The 15,748-nt window shown below is 54.9% G+C and carries 11 protein-coding genes; 10 read left to right on the plus strand and 1 reads right to left on the minus strand.

Features of this window, described 5'->3' with window-relative positions; genetic code table 11:
- Positions 1-303 precede the first annotated feature (303 nt).
- The 10 genes from clpP to ABGT88_RS06245 all read left to right on the plus strand — a co-directional run bounded on the left by clpP (position 304) and on the right by ABGT88_RS06245 (position 14,935).
- On the plus strand, positions 304-999 hold the full coding sequence (gene clpP / locus ABGT88_RS06200; protein ID WP_087407653.1) for an ATP-dependent Clp endopeptidase proteolytic subunit ClpP: 696 nt from the start codon (positions 304-306) through the stop codon (positions 997-999).
- Positions 986-2,218 carry an ATP-dependent Clp protease ATP-binding subunit ClpX gene (clpX, locus tag ABGT88_RS06205; RefSeq protein WP_087407652.1) on the plus strand — a complete coding sequence of 411 codons (1,233 nt, stop codon included), beginning with the start codon at positions 986-988 and terminating at the stop codon, positions 2,216-2,218. Before clpP ends, clpX begins: the two co-directional genes overlap by 14 nt.
- 100 nt (positions 2,219-2,318) lie before the next feature.
- Positions 2,319-4,499, plus strand: a complete 2,181-nt coding sequence (recQ, locus tag ABGT88_RS06210; protein ID WP_087407651.1) for a DNA helicase RecQ — start codon at positions 2,319-2,321, stop codon at positions 4,497-4,499.
- 221 nt (positions 4,500-4,720) lie between these two features.
- A complete protein-coding gene (gene guaB / locus ABGT88_RS06215; protein WP_346701029.1) occupies positions 4,721-6,193 on the plus strand; it encodes an IMP dehydrogenase in 1,473 nt (490 codons plus the stop codon).
- 150 nt (positions 6,194-6,343) lie between these two features.
- Complete coding sequence (locus ABGT88_RS06220; RefSeq protein WP_346701031.1) at positions 6,344-8,284, plus strand: peptidylprolyl isomerase; 1,941 nt, start codon at positions 6,344-6,346, stop codon at positions 8,282-8,284.
- A 54-nt stretch (positions 8,285-8,338) separates the two neighbouring features.
- The gene (locus tag ABGT88_RS06225; protein WP_087407649.1) at positions 8,339-9,229 is read left to right on the plus strand and encodes a peptidylprolyl isomerase; all 891 of its coding nucleotides are present in this window, start codon (positions 8,339-8,341) and stop codon (positions 9,227-9,229) included.
- Between the two features lie 12 nt (positions 9,230-9,241).
- On the plus strand, positions 9,242-10,612 hold the full coding sequence (locus ABGT88_RS06230) for a peptidylprolyl isomerase (RefSeq protein ID WP_087407648.1): 1,371 nt from the start codon (positions 9,242-9,244) through the stop codon (positions 10,610-10,612).
- A gap of 30 nt (positions 10,613-10,642) precedes the next feature.
- Positions 10,643-12,247, plus strand: coding sequence for an OstA-like protein (locus ABGT88_RS06235; RefSeq protein ID WP_346701033.1), 1,605 nt, complete (start codon positions 10,643-10,645; stop codon positions 12,245-12,247).
- Between the two features lie 14 nt (positions 12,248-12,261).
- Positions 12,262-14,160 (plus strand): DNA mismatch repair endonuclease MutL, encoded by a 1,899-nt coding sequence (gene mutL, locus ABGT88_RS06240; protein ID WP_346701035.1) that lies wholly within the window; start codon positions 12,262-12,264, stop codon positions 14,158-14,160.
- Positions 14,161-14,176: 16 nt separating this feature from the next.
- Positions 14,177-14,935, plus strand: a complete 759-nt coding sequence (locus ABGT88_RS06245; protein ID WP_346701037.1) for a YaaA family protein — start codon at positions 14,177-14,179, stop codon at positions 14,933-14,935.
- 45 nt (positions 14,936-14,980) lie between these two features.
- Here the strand turns inward: ABGT88_RS06245 and ABGT88_RS06250 are convergent, their stop codons facing one another.
- Positions 14,981-15,745 (minus strand): EFR1 family ferrodoxin, encoded by a 765-nt coding sequence (locus ABGT88_RS06250; protein WP_346701039.1) that lies wholly within the window; start codon positions 15,743-15,745, stop codon positions 14,981-14,983.
- Positions 15,746-15,748 lie beyond the last annotated feature (3 nt).

Raw genomic sequence — 15,748 nt, forward strand, 5'->3', positions numbered from 1 at the left:
TCACACGAAGCCCCGGAACCCTCTGTTTTCGGGGCTTTTTGTCACCTCGGCCCGGTAGTTTTGCCGGTTCGAGGGGCAGGCGGGTTGTGATGTATATATTATTTTTTGTGAAAGCAGGTCCTAAAAAACAGGTGGCTCGCCCAAATTTATTTGGGGCATAACTGTTTTTGTTTATATCTTTGTATGAGATAGAATGTGTCTTGACAAAGTCAAACAGTATCTTTGTTTCCCGGTTTGACTTTGGCTATGGCTTTCGCAACCATGGATTGAAAATAGGGATAGAAACAATTAAATACGTATAACATGACCAACGATTTTAGAAATTATGCGGTGAAGCATTTAGGCATGAACGGTCTGGCTTTGGACCAGTATGCACAGTTTACCAGCAGTTACCTCTCTCCGACCATTATGGAGGAGCGTCAGTTGAATGTCACTCAGATGGACGTGTTCTCGCGTTTGATGATGGATCGTGTGATCTTTCTGGGAACACCTATCGACGATTATACCTCGAATGTCATAGAGGCGCAGTTGCTCTACCTCGATGCCGCCGACCCCGGTAAAGACATCTCGATTTATTTCAATACGCCGGGTGGTTCGGTTTATGCCGGGTTGGGCATCTACGACACCATGCAGTTTATCAGCTGCGACGTGTCGACTATCTGCACCGGTATGGCCGCCTCGATGGGAGCCGTGCTGCTGGTAGCCGGTACCAAGGGGAAACGCTTTGCCCTGAAACACTCGCGGGTGATGATTCACCAGCCGATGGGTGGCGCCCAGGGTCAGGCCTCGGATATTGAGATTACCGCTCGCGAAATACAGAAACTCAAGAAAGAACTTTATACCATTATCGCCGACCACTCGGGCAACACCTACGAGCGGGTAGAGAAAGATTCGGACCGTGACTACTGGATGACTGCCATCGAGGCCAAAGAGTATGGCATGATCGATGAGGTATTGGTTAAATCCAAGAAAAACGATTTGAGCAATGGCGAAAGGTGAGAAGTGTAGTTTTTGCGGACGAGGTGAAAACGAGGTGCGGTTGCTGATGCCCGGCCGTGACGGCTGCATCTGTGACGAGTGTGCCGAACAGGCCTACCTCCTTTCCGAAGAGTATCTGCACAAGAAGCGGAAGAAAAATTCGAAATGGTCGATTTCGCGCGAGGAGTTGCCCAAGCCCGAAGAGATAAAGAGCTTTCTCGACCAGTACGTCATCGGGCAGGACGATGCCAAGCGCTACCTGGCCGTGTCGGTCTACAACCACTACAAGCGCATCATGCAGAATGCGACCGACGATGCCGACGATGTGGAGATAGAGAAGTCGAACATCATCATGGTAGGCCCCACGGGTACCGGCAAGACCTTACTGGCCAAGACCATTGCCCGGCTGCTCAAGGTGCCCTTTACCATTGTCGATGCCACGGTGCTCACCGAGGCCGGTTACGTGGGCGAAGATATAGAGAGCATTCTCACCCGCCTGCTTCAAGTGGCCGACTACGACGTGGAGGCTGCCGAGCGGGGTATCGTCTTTATCGACGAAATCGACAAGATAGCCCGCAAGAGCGACAACCCCTCGATTACCCGCGACGTGAGCGGCGAGGGCGTGCAGCAAGGGCTGCTCAAGCTGCTCGAAGGCTCTATCGTGAACGTGCCGCCCCAAGGCGGGCGCAAGCACCCCGAGCAGAAGATGATTCCGGTCAACACCAAGAACATCCTCTACATCTGCGGCGGGGCCTTCGACGGTATCGAGCGCAAGATAGCCATGCGGCTCAATGCCCACGTGGTAGGGTTCAACGGCGGTGGCAGCAACAACCGCATCAACCGCGACAACCTGTTGCAGTACATTGCCCCGCAAGACCTCAAGTCGTATGGTCTCATCCCCGAGATTATCGGGCGTCTGCCCATCCTCATCTACCTGAATCCCCTCGATCGCGACGCTCTGCGCCGTATCCTGGTCGAGCCCAAAAACTCGATTATCAAGCAGTATGTCAAACTGTTCGAGATGGATGGCGTGAAGCTCACCTTCGACGACGACATGCTCGACTATGTGGTCGACAAGGCCATCGAGTTCAAACTGGGAGCCCGCGGACTGCGCTCGATTGTCGAGACGGTGATGATGGATGCCATGTACGAGACCCCCTCGTCGGCGAAGAAGAAGCTGAACATCACCCGCAGCTATGCCGAGAAAAAATTAGAGAAAGCAAAACTATTGGCCGTATAAAAAAAGCAGCATTAAAATTTGGTAATTACGCAGAGTTGTTTATAAATTTGTTAGACCGATAAGAGATCGGCTAACCAATAACGAGAAAGAGAATAACCGTATGGCAAAAGAAGTAAATTTGACCGAGGAACTGAAAAAGCATTTCGGATTCGATACCTTCAAAGGAAATCAGGAAGCGATCATCAAAAATTTACTCGCCGGGAAAGACACCTTTGTATTGATGCCTACCGGAGGAGGTAAGTCGCTTTGTTATCAACTACCGTCCCTGATTCTCGACGGGACGGCCGTCGTCATTTCGCCTTTGATTGCATTGATGAAAAACCAGGTCGATGCCATGCGCAACTTCAGCGCCGAAGACGGTGTGGCTCACTTTATAAACTCCTCGCTCAACAAAGCGGCAATCGATCAGGTCAAGAGTGATATATTGTCGGGAAAAACCAAATTGCTGTATGTCGCACCCGAGTCGCTTACCAAGGAAGAGAATATCGACTTTTTGCGTCAGGTAAACATCTCGTTCTATGCTGTCGACGAGGCGCACTGTATCTCGGAGTGGGGGCACGACTTCCGTCCCGAGTATCGCCGCATACGACCCATCATCAACGAGATAGGGGTAAAACCCGTTATCGCCCTCACGGCCACTGCCACCCCCAAGGTGCAGCACGATATCCAGAAGAACCTGGGCATGCTCGATGCCACGGTCTTCAAGTCGTCGTTCAACCGGCCCAACCTCTACTACGAGGTGCGCCCCAAGACGGCGAATATCGACAAGGATATAATCAAATATATCAAGTCGCAGGAGGGGAAGTCGGGCATCATCTATTGCCTGAGCCGCAAGAAGGTGGAAGAGCTGGCCGAACTACTGCAGGTGAACGGGATACGGGCGTTGCCCTACCATGCCGGTATGGATTCGGCTACCCGTACGCAAAACCAGGACGCATTCCTGTTGGAAAAGATCGACGTAATCGTCGCCACGATAGCCTTTGGCATGGGCATCGACAAACCCGATGTGCGCTATGTCATACACTACGATATACCCAAGAGCCTCGAGGGCTACTATCAGGAGACGGGACGTGCCGGTCGTGACGGAGGTGAAGGCCAATGTATAACATTTTATATCAACAAAGACTTGCAGAAACTCGAGAAGTTCATGCAGGGTAAACCCCTGGCCGAGCAAGAGATAGGCAAACAGTTGCTGCTGGAAACCGCAGCCTATGCCGAGTCGTCGCTCTGCCGCCGCAAGATTCTGCTGCACTACTTCGGTGAGGAGTATGAAGAAGACAATTGCGGAAATTGTGATAATTGCCTAAATCCTAAAAAACAAGTGGAAGCAAAAGATCAACTTTGTGCGGTTCTTGAAACTATCATTGCACTGAAAGAGAAATTTAAAACCGAATATGTTATCGATGTCCTGCTGGGCAAAGAGACCAGCCAGGTGCTCTCGTATCAGCACGAAGACCTGGAGGTCTTCGGTAGCGGACAGGGCGAAGACGAGCGTACGTGGAATGCCGTAATCCGTCAGGCATTGATAGCCGGTTATATCAGTAAGGATATTGAAAACTATGGATTGTTGAAGGTGACCAAAGCCGGACACGCATTCCTGAAGAATCCGGTATCGTTCAAGATTGTGAAGGATGTCGATTTCGAAGAGATGGAGGAAGAGGTACCCATGAAGGGCGGAGCCGCCTGTGCGGTAGACCCCGAGCTGTACGCCATCCTCAAAGACCTGCGCAAGAAGATTGCCAAGCGGCTCGAGTTGCCGCCCTACGTCATCTTCCAGGACCCGTCGCTCGAAGCCATGGCCACGACCTATCCCATCACCCTCGAGGAGTTGCAGAACATTCCGGGTGTGGGTGCCGGCAAAGCCAAACGATACGGCGAGGAGTTCATCAAGGTCATCAAGGCTCACGTCGAGGAGAACGAAATCGAGCGTCCCGAAGACCTGCGCGTGCGCACCGTAGCCAACAAGTCGAAGCTGAAGGTCTCGATTATCCAGGCCATCGACCGCAAGATTGCCCTCGACGAACTGGCCGAGTCGAAGGGGCTCGACTTCAGCGAGCTGCTCGACGAAATCGAGGCCATCGTCTACTCGGGCACGAAGATTAACATCGATTACTTCCTGCGCGAGATTATGGACGACGAGCACATCGACGACATTTTCAACTACTTCAAGGAGAGCGAGAGCGACAGCCTCGAGGATGCCATCGAAGAGTTTGGCATGGAATACAGCGAGGAGGAGATACGGTTGATTCGTATCAAGTTCCTCTCCGAGATGGGAAATTGATATAACCAGCGTTACGATACAAAGGGGCGACTCGATACACGGGCCGCCCCTTTCTGTATCGGTACCGGCTCTGCTCGCGCCGGTCGGTGGGAGCGGTCGGGGCACCCTGTCCGACTCTCTTTGGAGCGAACAATAAATAATAAAAAAATCTGTCGAAGCTCTATAATAGCTTGCAAAAAATTTTTATCTTTGCATGCAATAAAATTCTAATGAACTTCATTATGTCATTTGTTGCAGAAAAAGTGGTGATGGACGGATTAACCTTTGACGATGTATTGTTAATCCCCGCTTACTCCGAAGTCCTCCCTCGTGAAGTCGAGCTCTCGACACAGTTTTCACGAAATATCCGATTAAATATTCCTTTAGTTTCGGCGGCCATGGATACCGTTACCGAAGCACAGTTGGCAATCGCTATCGCTCGCGAAGGCGGCATTGGCGTGATTCATAAAAACATGAGCATCGAGGCCCAGGCCCGGCAGGTACACGCCGTGAAACGTGCCGAGAACGGTATGATTTACGACCCCGTGACCATACGTTGCGGCTCTACGGTGCGCGAAGCATTGGCGATGATGAGCGAATACCACATCGGTGGTATCCCCGTAGTCAACGAAAACAAGATACTGGTGGGTATCGTTACCAACCGCGACTTGCGGTTTGAGCGCGATCTCGACCGTTTGGTCGACGAGGTGATGACCAAAGACAACCTGGTTACGACCTCGCAGTCGACCGACTTGCAACAGGCTGCCGACATCCTCCAGAAATACAAAATAGAGAAGTTGCCCGTAGTCGACAAGGAGGGGCATCTCGTAGGGCTGGTAACCTACAAGGATATTACCAAAGCCAAGGACAAACCGTTTGCCTGCAAAGACAAGCTGGGCCGTCTGCGCGTAGCTGCCGGAGTGGGCGTTACCGTCGACTCGATGACCCGTGTCGACGCCCTGGTCGAGGCCGGTGCCGATGCTATCGTCATCGATACGGCACACGGTCACTCCAAAGGTGTTATTGGCGTATTGAAAGATATTAAGGCCAAATATCCCGACATCGATGTCGTTGTGGGCAATATTGCCACTGGCGAGGCCGCCCGTTACCTGGTCGATGCCGGAGCCGACGGTGTGAAAGTCGGTATCGGTCCGGGTTCCATCTGTACGACCCGCGTTATTGCCGGTGTGGGTGTGCCTCAGCTGTCGGCCGTATATGATGTGGCCAAGGCTCTGAAAGGTACGGGTGTACCCTTGATTGCCGACGGTGGCATCCGTTACTCGGGTGATATTGTCAAGGCGCTGGCCGCCGGAGCCTACTCGGTGATGCTGGGTGGCATGCTGGCCGGTGTGGAAGAGTCGCCGGGCGAGACCATCATCTTCAACGGCCGTAAGTACAAGTCGTACCGCGGCATGGGTTCGCTCGAAGCCATGGAGAAGGGTTCGAAAGACCGTTATTTCCAGGCCAACGAAACCGATACCAAGAAGCTGGTACCCGAGGGTATTGCCGCCCGTGTCCCCTTCAAAGGCTCGCTCTACGAAGTGGTTTACCAGATGGTAGGCGGTCTGCGTGCCGGTATGGGCTATTGCGGTGCCAAGGACATCGAAGCCCTGCACAACGCTAAATTTACCCGTATCACCAACGCCGGTGTAGCCGAGAGTCACCCCCACGACGTGGCCATCACCAGCGAGGCTCCCAATTACAGCCGGGGATAACGGAGTGAAATAGATTTTTGCGAAAAAATGATACACTATTTTAGCGGTTGCCATATAATTTTTCTATCGTTGCAGCGTTAAAATAGTGTATTATTTTTTTTGATAACTTGAGCCCGCAAGGGTCTCGATAAAAACATAACGCATAACACAATGAAAAACAAATGGCTTGTAGCGGCTTTGCTTGCCGGTAATTCCTGGGCCTGGGTCTTGGCTGCCGATGTAGACCCGGTCATTATGAGAGTAAACAACAAGGATATTCACAAATCGGAGTTCGAGTATATCTACAACAAGAACAGCCAGCAGCAAATCGACCAGAAGTCGCTCGACGAATACGTTACGCTATTTAAGAACTATAAACTCAAGGTGGCCGAGGCCGAGGCTCTGGGCATCGACACGACCGCCGCTTTCAAAAAAGAGTTGGCCGGGTATCGCGACGAGTTGGCCAAGCCCTATCTCATCGATTCGTCGGTCGACGAGAAGTTGGCCCGCGAGGCTTACGACCGCATGAAAGAGGATGTAGAGGTTAGCCACATCCTTATCGGCCTCAATGCCCGCACTCCCGAGGAGCGTGCAGCCGCACGGCAGAAAGCCGACTCGATATTGAACTGCATCAGAGACGGTCAGGACTTCGGTGCTCTGGCCGAGAAATACAGCGAAGACGGTTCGCGCCAGAACAAAGGCTATTTGGGATTCATCAGTGGCGGCCGCACCGTCTATCCGTTCGAGAAAGCCGCATTTGCCCTGCAGCCGGGCGAGGTGTCGGACGTGGTGGAGACCCAGTTTGGCTACCACATCATCAAGGTACACAGCCGCCGGCCCAACCCCGGTGAGTTTCTCTTTGCACACATCATGGTGCTGGTTCCCCGCAACGCCTCCGACGAGGTGAAGAAACAGAAAGAGGCCGAGATTCGTGCCATCTATGCCGAGTTGAAGGCCGGGGCCGACTTTGCCACGCTGGCCAAGGAGCGCTCGGAGGACAAAGGCACGGCCGTACGCGGCGGTGAGTTGCCCTGGGTAAGCAGCGGTCAGTTTGTCAAAGAGTTTGAAGATGCCGGTTTTGCCCTCAAGAACAAAGGCGACATCTCCGAGCCCGTGCTCTCGCCCTATGGCTGGCACATCATCAAGTTGCTCGACAAGCGGGGTATCAAGCCCTTTGAGCAGATGCGTTCGGAGATTGCCCGCATGATGACTCGCGACGAGCGGGGCGGCATGGCTCGCAATGCCATGGTGGCCAAGTTGAAGACCGAATACAATTTCGCACTGGTCGAGGCTCAGCAGGAGAAACTGATGAAGCTGGCCCAGGAGATGGGTAAGGTCGATTCGTCTTACATCGCAGCCATTCACAACGACCAGAGCCAACTCTTCTCGTTCCAGGGTCACACCTATACCGTAGCCGACTTTGCCAAGTTCTTGCCCAAGGGTCGCGACGTGACTCGCAACGTGTCGGACTACATCTCGGCCATGGTCGGTTTCATGGTCGACCGCGAGATTCTCGATTACGAGAAGAGCCGTCTCGAGGAGAAATATCCCGACTTCCGCAACCTGATGAACGAATACCGCGACGGCATGCTGCTCTTCGAAGTGAGCAACCGTGAGGTATGGGAGAAGGCTTCGCAAGATACCGAAGGCCTGCAGAAGTTCTTCAAGAAAAACAAGAAAAAATACAAATGGGACAAACCGCACTACAAAGGGTTCCTTATCCAATGTAGCGACGATACCACCGCCACGGCCATCAAGAAACAGTTGAAGAAACTCGATGCCGACTCGGTAATCGTGGTACTCACCCGCGAGTTCAACACCGACTCGCTCACCCGGGTGAAGGTAGAGCGCGGCCTCTTTGTCGAGGGCGAGAATGGTTGGGTAGACCAACTGGTATTCAAGGGCGTTCCGGCCAAGGCCGACGAGAAACTGCCGGTAGCCTTCGTGTCGGGCAAGCTGTTGAAGAAATATCCCGAGGCTTATACCGACGTACGCGGTCAGGTGACGGCCGATTATCAGAACTATCTCGAGAAGGTATGGGTCGAAAACCTCAACAAGAAGTACCCGGTAGAAATAAATGAAGATGTTCTAAAAACCGTTAACAAGCAATAGCAAGTGGTTATTTAGTCGTATTTTAGCAGACGATTAACCACGGCGCTCGGCAACATGTATAAAGTATCGACAACACTATTCGCTGCAATCCTTTCGGCATGCCTTTTCACGGCGTGCCGAAGTGGGTTACGGACCGATGAAGATTCGCTGGTGCAGGTGGGCGATGCCATCCTGTCGCGCCACGAGGTTGTCGAGGCCATGCCCGAGGGACTTTCGCCTGCCGATAGTGCCGAGTTTGCCGAGCGTTACATACACCGCTGGATCGACGACGAGCTGCTCTACGAGGTAGCTCGCAAGAATGTGCCCGACCTGGAGCGCATCGACGCACTGGTCGAGCGATACCGTCGCGATCTGGTCATCTTCGAGTACCGCAAGCGGTTGTTGAGCGAGCGGGCCGACAAGGAGATCGACGAGCAGGAGATGCTCGACTATTACGAGAAAAACTCCGATATGTTCCGCTTGCGCGAGGCTATTCTCAAAGGTCTCTTTCTGAAGGTCCCCGAGAATGCTCCCAACATCGGGCAGTTGAAAAAGTGGTATTGTTCGCCCAAGTCCGACGGGGTGGAGAAGATTGAGAAGTATGCCTTGAAAAATGTCGTTATCTACGACTACTTCTACGATCGTTGGGTACCCTTCGAAGAGATTGTGAGCAATATCCCCTACGAGTTCGGCGACCCCGAAACCTTCTTGAAGAGTCACCGCAAGCTCGAGTTCAACAAGAACGGCTACTGGTATCTGCTCAACATTACCGAGTACAAGGCTCCGGGCGAGGTGATGCCCTACGATTTTGCCAAGACTCAGATACAGGAGATTCTGGCCAACAGCAACCGGCTCGACTTCAACCGGGAACTGGAGGAGAATCTCTACAACGACGCCGAGAAATCGGGCGAAATAAAATGGTTATATCCGCGAGAGCAATCTCTGCGAGACGATAGTATAAAATAAGATTTTTGAATTATGCGTAAACTTACTGATTGGCTTTTGTTTTTCGTATTGGCAGTAGCGGTGTCTCTGCCGGTTTTTGCCGATGACGACGACAACGTCATCGACGAGGTCGTATGGGTCGTAGGCGACGAGGCCATCTACAAGTCGGAGGTCGAGGAGCAGTACCGCCAGATGCAATATGACGGGCAGCGTATCGACGGCGATCCCTATTGTGTGATACCCGAGCAGCTCGCCGTGCAGAAACTCTTCCTGCACCAGGCCAAGCTCGACACCATTACGGTGCCCGACGCCACTGTTTTCCAGCAGGTCGAGGCCCGTATCAACTACCTCATTGCCAACATCGGTTCCAAGGAGAAGATGGAGGAGTATTTCAAGAAACCCGTTACCGAGATTCGCGAAGAGCTGGCCAATATCATTCGCGACCAGGGCACGGTGCAGGAGGTACAGCGCACGCTGGTCAAGGATGTGAAGATTACCCCCGCCGAGGTGCGTCGCTTCTACAACCAGTTGCCCTCCGACAGTATCCCCTATATCCCCTTGCAGGTCGAGGTGCAGATTATTACCCTCAACCCCAAGGTTCCCCAGCAGGAGATTGACAACGTGAAGGCCCGGTTGCGCGACTTCAGCGACCAGGTGAACCGCGGCGAACGCGACTTCTCGACCCTGGCCGTGCTCTACTCCGAAGACCGGGGTACAGCCATGATGGGCGGCGAGATGGGCTTTGTGAGCAAGAGTAACCTGGTGCCCGAGTTTGCCGATGTGGCCTTCAACCTGAACGACCCGAAAAAGGTGTCGAAGATTGTCGAGACCGAGTACGGCTACCACATCATCCAGCTCATCGAGAAGCGGGGCGACCGCATCAATGTGCGTCACATTCTGCTGCGTCCGCATGTATCCGAAAAGGATATAACCGATGCGTTGGAACGTCTCGACTCCCTCCGTACCGACTTGGTCGACAACAAGAAGTTTTCGTTCGACGAGATTACCCAATTTGTTTCACAAGACAAGGATACCCGCAACAACAAGGGGTTGATGGTGAATCCCCAGACCGGTAACCCCAAGTTCGAGATGGGGCAGCTCCCGCAGGATGTCGCCAAGGTGGTGGCCGACATGCAGGTGGGCGACATCTCGAAGCCCTTTGTGATGACCGACGAGCGTAAGAACAAAGAGGTGGTGGCTATCGTGAAACTGAAGAGCCGCATCGAGGGACACAAGGCCAACATGTCGGACGACTATCAGACCCTCAAGGCCATCGTGGAGGAGAAGAAGAAAACCGAAATCCTGAACGAGTGGCTGGCCAAGAAGCAGAACGAAACCTACATCCGCATCAAGGACGGGTGGCGAAACTGCGAATTTAAATACGACGGTTGGATTAAGAATTAAGCGCCTATGGGGCACGATAAGAACAGAAATATGGATAACCAAGGTAAGAGGCATAAAACGCTGGCAGGTGTTTTATGCCTGCTTGCTGTTGGTATGTGGGCTGCTACGACTACGCCGCAACGGCCTTTGCCGCCGCGCGACGACCCTAACAAGGTCTATCTGCTCAACAGCGACGAACTCACCTTCGACAAGGAGCAGAGTGCCGACTACCGGGTGTTGCGGGGCAATGTGGTATTCCGCAAGGACAGCATGTACATGTATTGCGACAGTGCCTATTTTTATGAAAAGGACAACTCGCTCGATGCCTTCGGCAACGTGCACATGGAGCAGGGCGACACCCTCTTTATCTACGGCGATGTGCTCTACTACAACGGCAACGAGCAGATAGCCCGCCTGCGCGAGAATGTGCGCATGGAGAACCGCGACGTGACCCTCTTTACCGATAGTCTCAACTACGAGATGATACCCAATATCGGCTACTATTTCGACGGGGGCAAGCTGGTCGACTCGCAAAACGAACTCTCGTCGGTCTACGGACAATACTCGCCCGACACGAAGCAGTCGGTCTTCAACTTCGACGTGCAGCTGATTAACGAGAAGTACACTCTCTACTCCGATACCCTCGAGTACAATACCCAAACCAAGATAGCCGACATCGTGGGTCCTTCGACCATCGTCTCGGACAGCAACATCATCTATTCGACCGCCGGCTGGTACAACACCGAGACCGACAAGTCCATGTTGCTGAAGCGCTCGCTGGTCACCTCGAAGGGGCAGAGCCTCACGGGCGATACCATCTACTACGACCGCCGGTCGGGCTTCGGCGAGGTCTTTGGCAACATGGTGCTCAACGACTCGGTACGCTCCATCATCATGGAGGGGCAGTATGGCTTCTACAACGAGCGCACCGAATATTCGTTTGCCACCGACTCGGCCCGGGTGCTCGAGTTTTCGCGAGGCGACACCCTCTACCTGCACGCCGATACCCTCAAGTCGCACCTCATTTTGCCCGACTCCACCCGTCTGCTGCAGGCCTATCACGGCGTGCGGTTCTTCCGGGTCGATGCCCAGGGGGTGTGCGACTCGATGGAGTTCACCTCGGCCGACTCGTTGCTGCACATGTACAAACTGCCCATCATCTGGAACGAGAACTATCAGATAACGGGCGACACCATACGCATACACATGAACGACAGTGCGGTCGACTGGGCCTATATCCCGGCTGCCGCCTTCGCTACCCAGCACAAGGATTCGGTCTTCTTCGACCAGGTGTCGGGCAAGACTCTGAAGGCGTGGTTCGACCAGGGGCAGTTGCGCCAGGTCGATGTGAGCGGCAATGCCCAGACCATTTTCTACCCGCAGGAGCGCGACTCTACCCTCACGGGGCTCAACAAGGCCGAGAGCGGATTCCTCACCATGTATCTGAAGAATCAGCAGATGGAGAAGATTATCATCTGGCCACAGCCGCAGGGCAGCATGACGCCCATGGAACAGGTGAAGCCCGACCAGCTCTATCTGCCCGCCTACAAGTGGTACGACGAGCTGAGGCCGACGAGCCCCGACGACATCTTCCGCAAGCCCGAGGTGAAGCCCGAGGTGGTCGAGGAGGAGAAGAAGCATCGGTTCAGTCATTAGCGAGAGGAGGTTTTATGAGTGATATTATACATTTGTTGCCCGATTCCGTGGCCAATCAGATAGCCGCGGGCGAGGTGATACAACGGCCGGCCTCGGTCATCAAGGAGCTGGTCGAGAATGCGGTCGATGCCGGTGCCACTGCGATTCAGATTGTACTGAAGGATGCCGGCCGCACCCTTATTCAGGTAATCGACAACGGCAAGGGCATGTCGCCCACCGACGCCCGGCTCGCTTTCGAGCGCCACTCGACCTCCAAGATACGCAAGGCCGAAGACCTTTTCACCTTGCACACCATGGGTTTCCGCGGCGAGGCGTTGGCCTCGATTGCCGCCATTGCCCAGGTTGAGTTGCGTACTCGCCGCAGCGAGGACGAGGTGGGCACCTGCGTCCGCATGGCTGCCTCGCAATGCGAGGGGCAGGAGTCCGTCTCCACGCCCGTAGGCAGCAACTTTGCCGTGAAGAATATCTTTTTCAACGTGCCGGCCCGTCGCAAGTTCCTCAAGTCGAATCAGGTGGAGCTGAGCAACATCCTGGGCGAGTTTGAGCGTATGGCCCTCATCAATACCCAGGTGGCCTTTACCCTCACGCACAACGATACCGAACTCTTCGACCTGCCGGCCTCCAACCTGCGCCAGCGCATCGTGGCCCTCTTCGGGAAGAGCCTCAACCAACAGTTGCTCTCGCTCGATACCTCGACTTCGCTGGTCAAGATTTCGGGCTATGTAGGCCGGCCCGAGTCGGCCCGCAAGCGGGGAGCCCTGCAATACTTTTTCGTCAACGGGCGTTACATGCGTCACCCCTATTTCCATAAGGCGGTGACCATCTGCTACGAAAATCTGGTACCGGTAGGCGAGATGCCCAACTACTTCATCAACCTCACGGTCGAGCCCGAAACCATCGACGTGAACATTCATCCCACGAAGTCGGAAATCAAGTTCGAGAACGAGCAGCCTATCTGGCAGATTCTTTCGGCTTCGGTCAAGGAGGCGTTGGGCAAATACAGTGCGACACCCACCATCGACTTCGACATGGAGGATGCCCCCGAGATTCCCACCTCGAAACCGGGAGCCCATGTGGTACCTCCCACGGTGCAGGTCGACAAGTCGTACAACCCCTTCCGGTCGGGTGGGGGAGGCACGTCGGCCAAGCGGCCCCAATACGACTGGCAGCAGCTGTACAGCAGTTTCAACAGCGCCGGCGGAGGGGAGAGTCTGACTCCCGATACCGATGAGGTGGTGCCTTCGAAGGTCGACTTCTCGGGCGGTTACGTGTCGCGTCTCTCCGACGAAGAGCCTAAAGCCCCTCAGGAGAGCGGTATCTTCCCCGAATTTGAGTCGAAACTGAACCAAAGCGGGCGGCCCGTGTTGCAGTTGAAGGGTCGCTACATTGCCGTGCCTACGGCCGACGGTCTGATGATTGTGGACCAGCATCGGGCTCACGGCGTGATTCTCTTCGAGCGTTTCATGGCGGGCTTCTCGTCGCGCGAGATGGCCTCGCAACGTATCCTCTTCCCCGAGATGATGCAGCTCACCGTTTCGCAGGCCGCCGTCCTGCGGGAGATTTGGGACGACTTGACGGCCTTGGGATTCGACCTGGCCGATATGGGGCAGAACAGCTATTCGGTCAATGCCGTACCCGCCGGGATAGAGGGGGTCGATGCCTGCGACCTGATAGGGCAGATGATTGCGACCGCCTCGGAGAAGGAGCACGACGCCAAAACCTCCCTGCAGCAGCGCATCGCCTGGACGCTGGCCGAGGCTGCCGCCGTGCCGGTGGGGCAGACGCTCTCGAAAGAGGAGATGTCGACGATGGTCGACGACCTGCTTTCGCTCAAGACGCCGGCCTATACCCCTGCGGGGAAGACGGTCTTTGTCGTCATTTCGCATGACGAGTTGCAAAAACGATTCAACTGACTAAATAGCCGAACCTATGCTGGTATTGTTGTCACCGGCCAAGACCATGACCGGAAAGTGTAAGATCGAGGTGCCCGCCGTGACGGAGCCCCTCTTTGTGGACGAAGCTACCCGGATAGCCCGCGAGATGGTGGGTTACTCGGTCGACGAACTGGCTGCGATGCTGGGTGTGAGCCGCTCGCTGGCCCTGCAGACCTGGGAACGGTACAACGCCTTCCTCTCGCCTGAGACGCCTGCGGTGCCTTCGCTGCTGGCCTATACGGGCATTGTCTTCCGTTACCTCTCGCCGGCCGATTTCACGGCGGCCGACTTCACCTATGCCCAGGACCACTTGCGCATCGCCTCGGCCTGCTACGGGCTCACCCGTGCTCTCGACGGCATCAAGCCCTACCGCATGGAGTATACCGTGGAGCTCCCCTCGACGGGTTGCCCGCTGGATGCCTACTGGCGCACCCGCATAACCGACCGGCTCATTGCCGACGTGCAGGCTGCCGGCGGCATTCTGGTCAATCTGGCCAGCCGCGAAATACAACAGTCGCTCGACTGGGCGCGCCTCAACCGCGAGGTGCGGGTGGTTACTCCCGAGTTCAAGGTGAGCAAAGGCGACATCCTCAAGACCATTGTGGTCTATGCCAAAATGATGAGGGGAGCCATGACCCGTTTTATCTTGAAAAACAGACTCACGACTCCCCAGGAGTTGGAGGCCTTTTCGGCCGAAGGTTTTCATTTTTCGCCCCGTCATTCGACGCCCGACAATCCCCTATTTATCGTGTGAGGGGGCCCTTGCGCGTCGCTTCCCGGAGGCGAGGCTATATTCTTTTTAGATAAACAGCTCGGGCTCTTTGCGCACCTCGCATGCCTTTTTCAGCATTCGGGTCGAGAGGGCCACTTTCAGTTTGCTCACTTTGCGGGCCTGGTGCGGACACACCGCGATGCACCTCATGCACGAGATGCACTTCTTGGTGTCGGTCTTCTGCGGATTGTCGAGAGGAATGGCACCCACCGGGCACAAGGCGGCACAGGTGCCGCACCGATTGCAGTCGCGGGTGGCGTGCGGCTTGAGGGGCACGCCGTTGTAGGGCTTGTAGTCGGGGTTGCCCTTTACCTCGATGGGGGCGGGGATTCCACCCTTTATCTGTTTGAGTTTGGCGGCTATCTGCGAAGCAAACCGTTTCAGCACCTGCTCGTCGGCGGCATCGGGACGGCCGGTGGCGTAGACGTGCATGATGGAGTGCTCGGCAATGCAGGCGATACCGGCAACCGGGCGGAAGCCGTTCGACTCCAGCGCCGACTTCAGTTCGAGCAGGGCATCGTCGTAGTCGCGGTTGCCATACACGACCACGGGAATCGCCGGGGTGTCGTGCCCCGTGATTCCTTTCAGTCGTTCGATGGCAATGGCGGGAACCCGTCCGCCGAATACGGGCACTGCAGCCAGCAGCACCTCGTCATGCCCTAACTCGAGGGGCAGCCCTTCGGCTTGGGTTTTCGAGAGGTCTATCTCGACGGCCTGCGGGTCTATGGCCCTCCCTATGATTTCGGCAGCCTTGCGGGTACCGCCCGTAGGGCTGAATAGTGCGATATACATAAT

The organism is Barnesiella sp. An22 (assembly GCF_963931395.1).
GTDB lineage: Bacteria > Bacteroidota > Bacteroidia > Bacteroidales > Barnesiellaceae > Barnesiella > Barnesiella merdigallinarum.

Excerpts from the sequence above, each read along its gene's own strand:
- ABGT88_RS06225 (WP_087407649.1), top strand. The coding sequence starts at position 8,339 with ATGTATAAAGTATCGACAACACTATTCGCTGCAATCCTTTCGGCATGC.
- clpP (WP_087407653.1), top strand. The coding sequence starts at position 304 with ATGACCAACGATTTTAGAAATTATGCGGTGAAGCATTTAGGCATGAAC.
- recQ (WP_087407651.1), top strand. The coding sequence starts at position 2,319 with ATGGCAAAAGAAGTAAATTTGACCGAGGAACTGAAAAAGCATTTCGGA.
- clpX (WP_087407652.1), top strand. The coding sequence starts at position 986 with ATGGCGAAAGGTGAGAAGTGTAGTTTTTGCGGACGAGGTGAAAACGAG.
- ABGT88_RS06245 (WP_346701037.1), top strand. The coding sequence starts at position 14,177 with ATGCTGGTATTGTTGTCACCGGCCAAGACCATGACCGGAAAGTGTAAG.
- mutL (WP_346701035.1), top strand. The coding sequence starts at position 12,262 with ATGAGTGATATTATACATTTGTTGCCCGATTCCGTGGCCAATCAGATA.
- ABGT88_RS06220 (WP_346701031.1), top strand. The coding sequence starts at position 6,344 with ATGAAAAACAAATGGCTTGTAGCGGCTTTGCTTGCCGGTAATTCCTGG.
- ABGT88_RS06235 (WP_346701033.1), top strand. The coding sequence starts at position 10,643 with ATGGATAACCAAGGTAAGAGGCATAAAACGCTGGCAGGTGTTTTATGC.
- ABGT88_RS06230 (WP_087407648.1), top strand. The coding sequence starts at position 9,242 with ATGCGTAAACTTACTGATTGGCTTTTGTTTTTCGTATTGGCAGTAGCG.
- guaB (WP_346701029.1), top strand. The coding sequence starts at position 4,721 with ATGTCATTTGTTGCAGAAAAAGTGGTGATGGACGGATTAACCTTTGAC.
- ABGT88_RS06250 (WP_346701039.1), bottom strand. The coding sequence starts at position 15,745 with ATGTATATCGCACTATTCAGCCCTACGGGCGGTACCCGCAAGGCTGCC.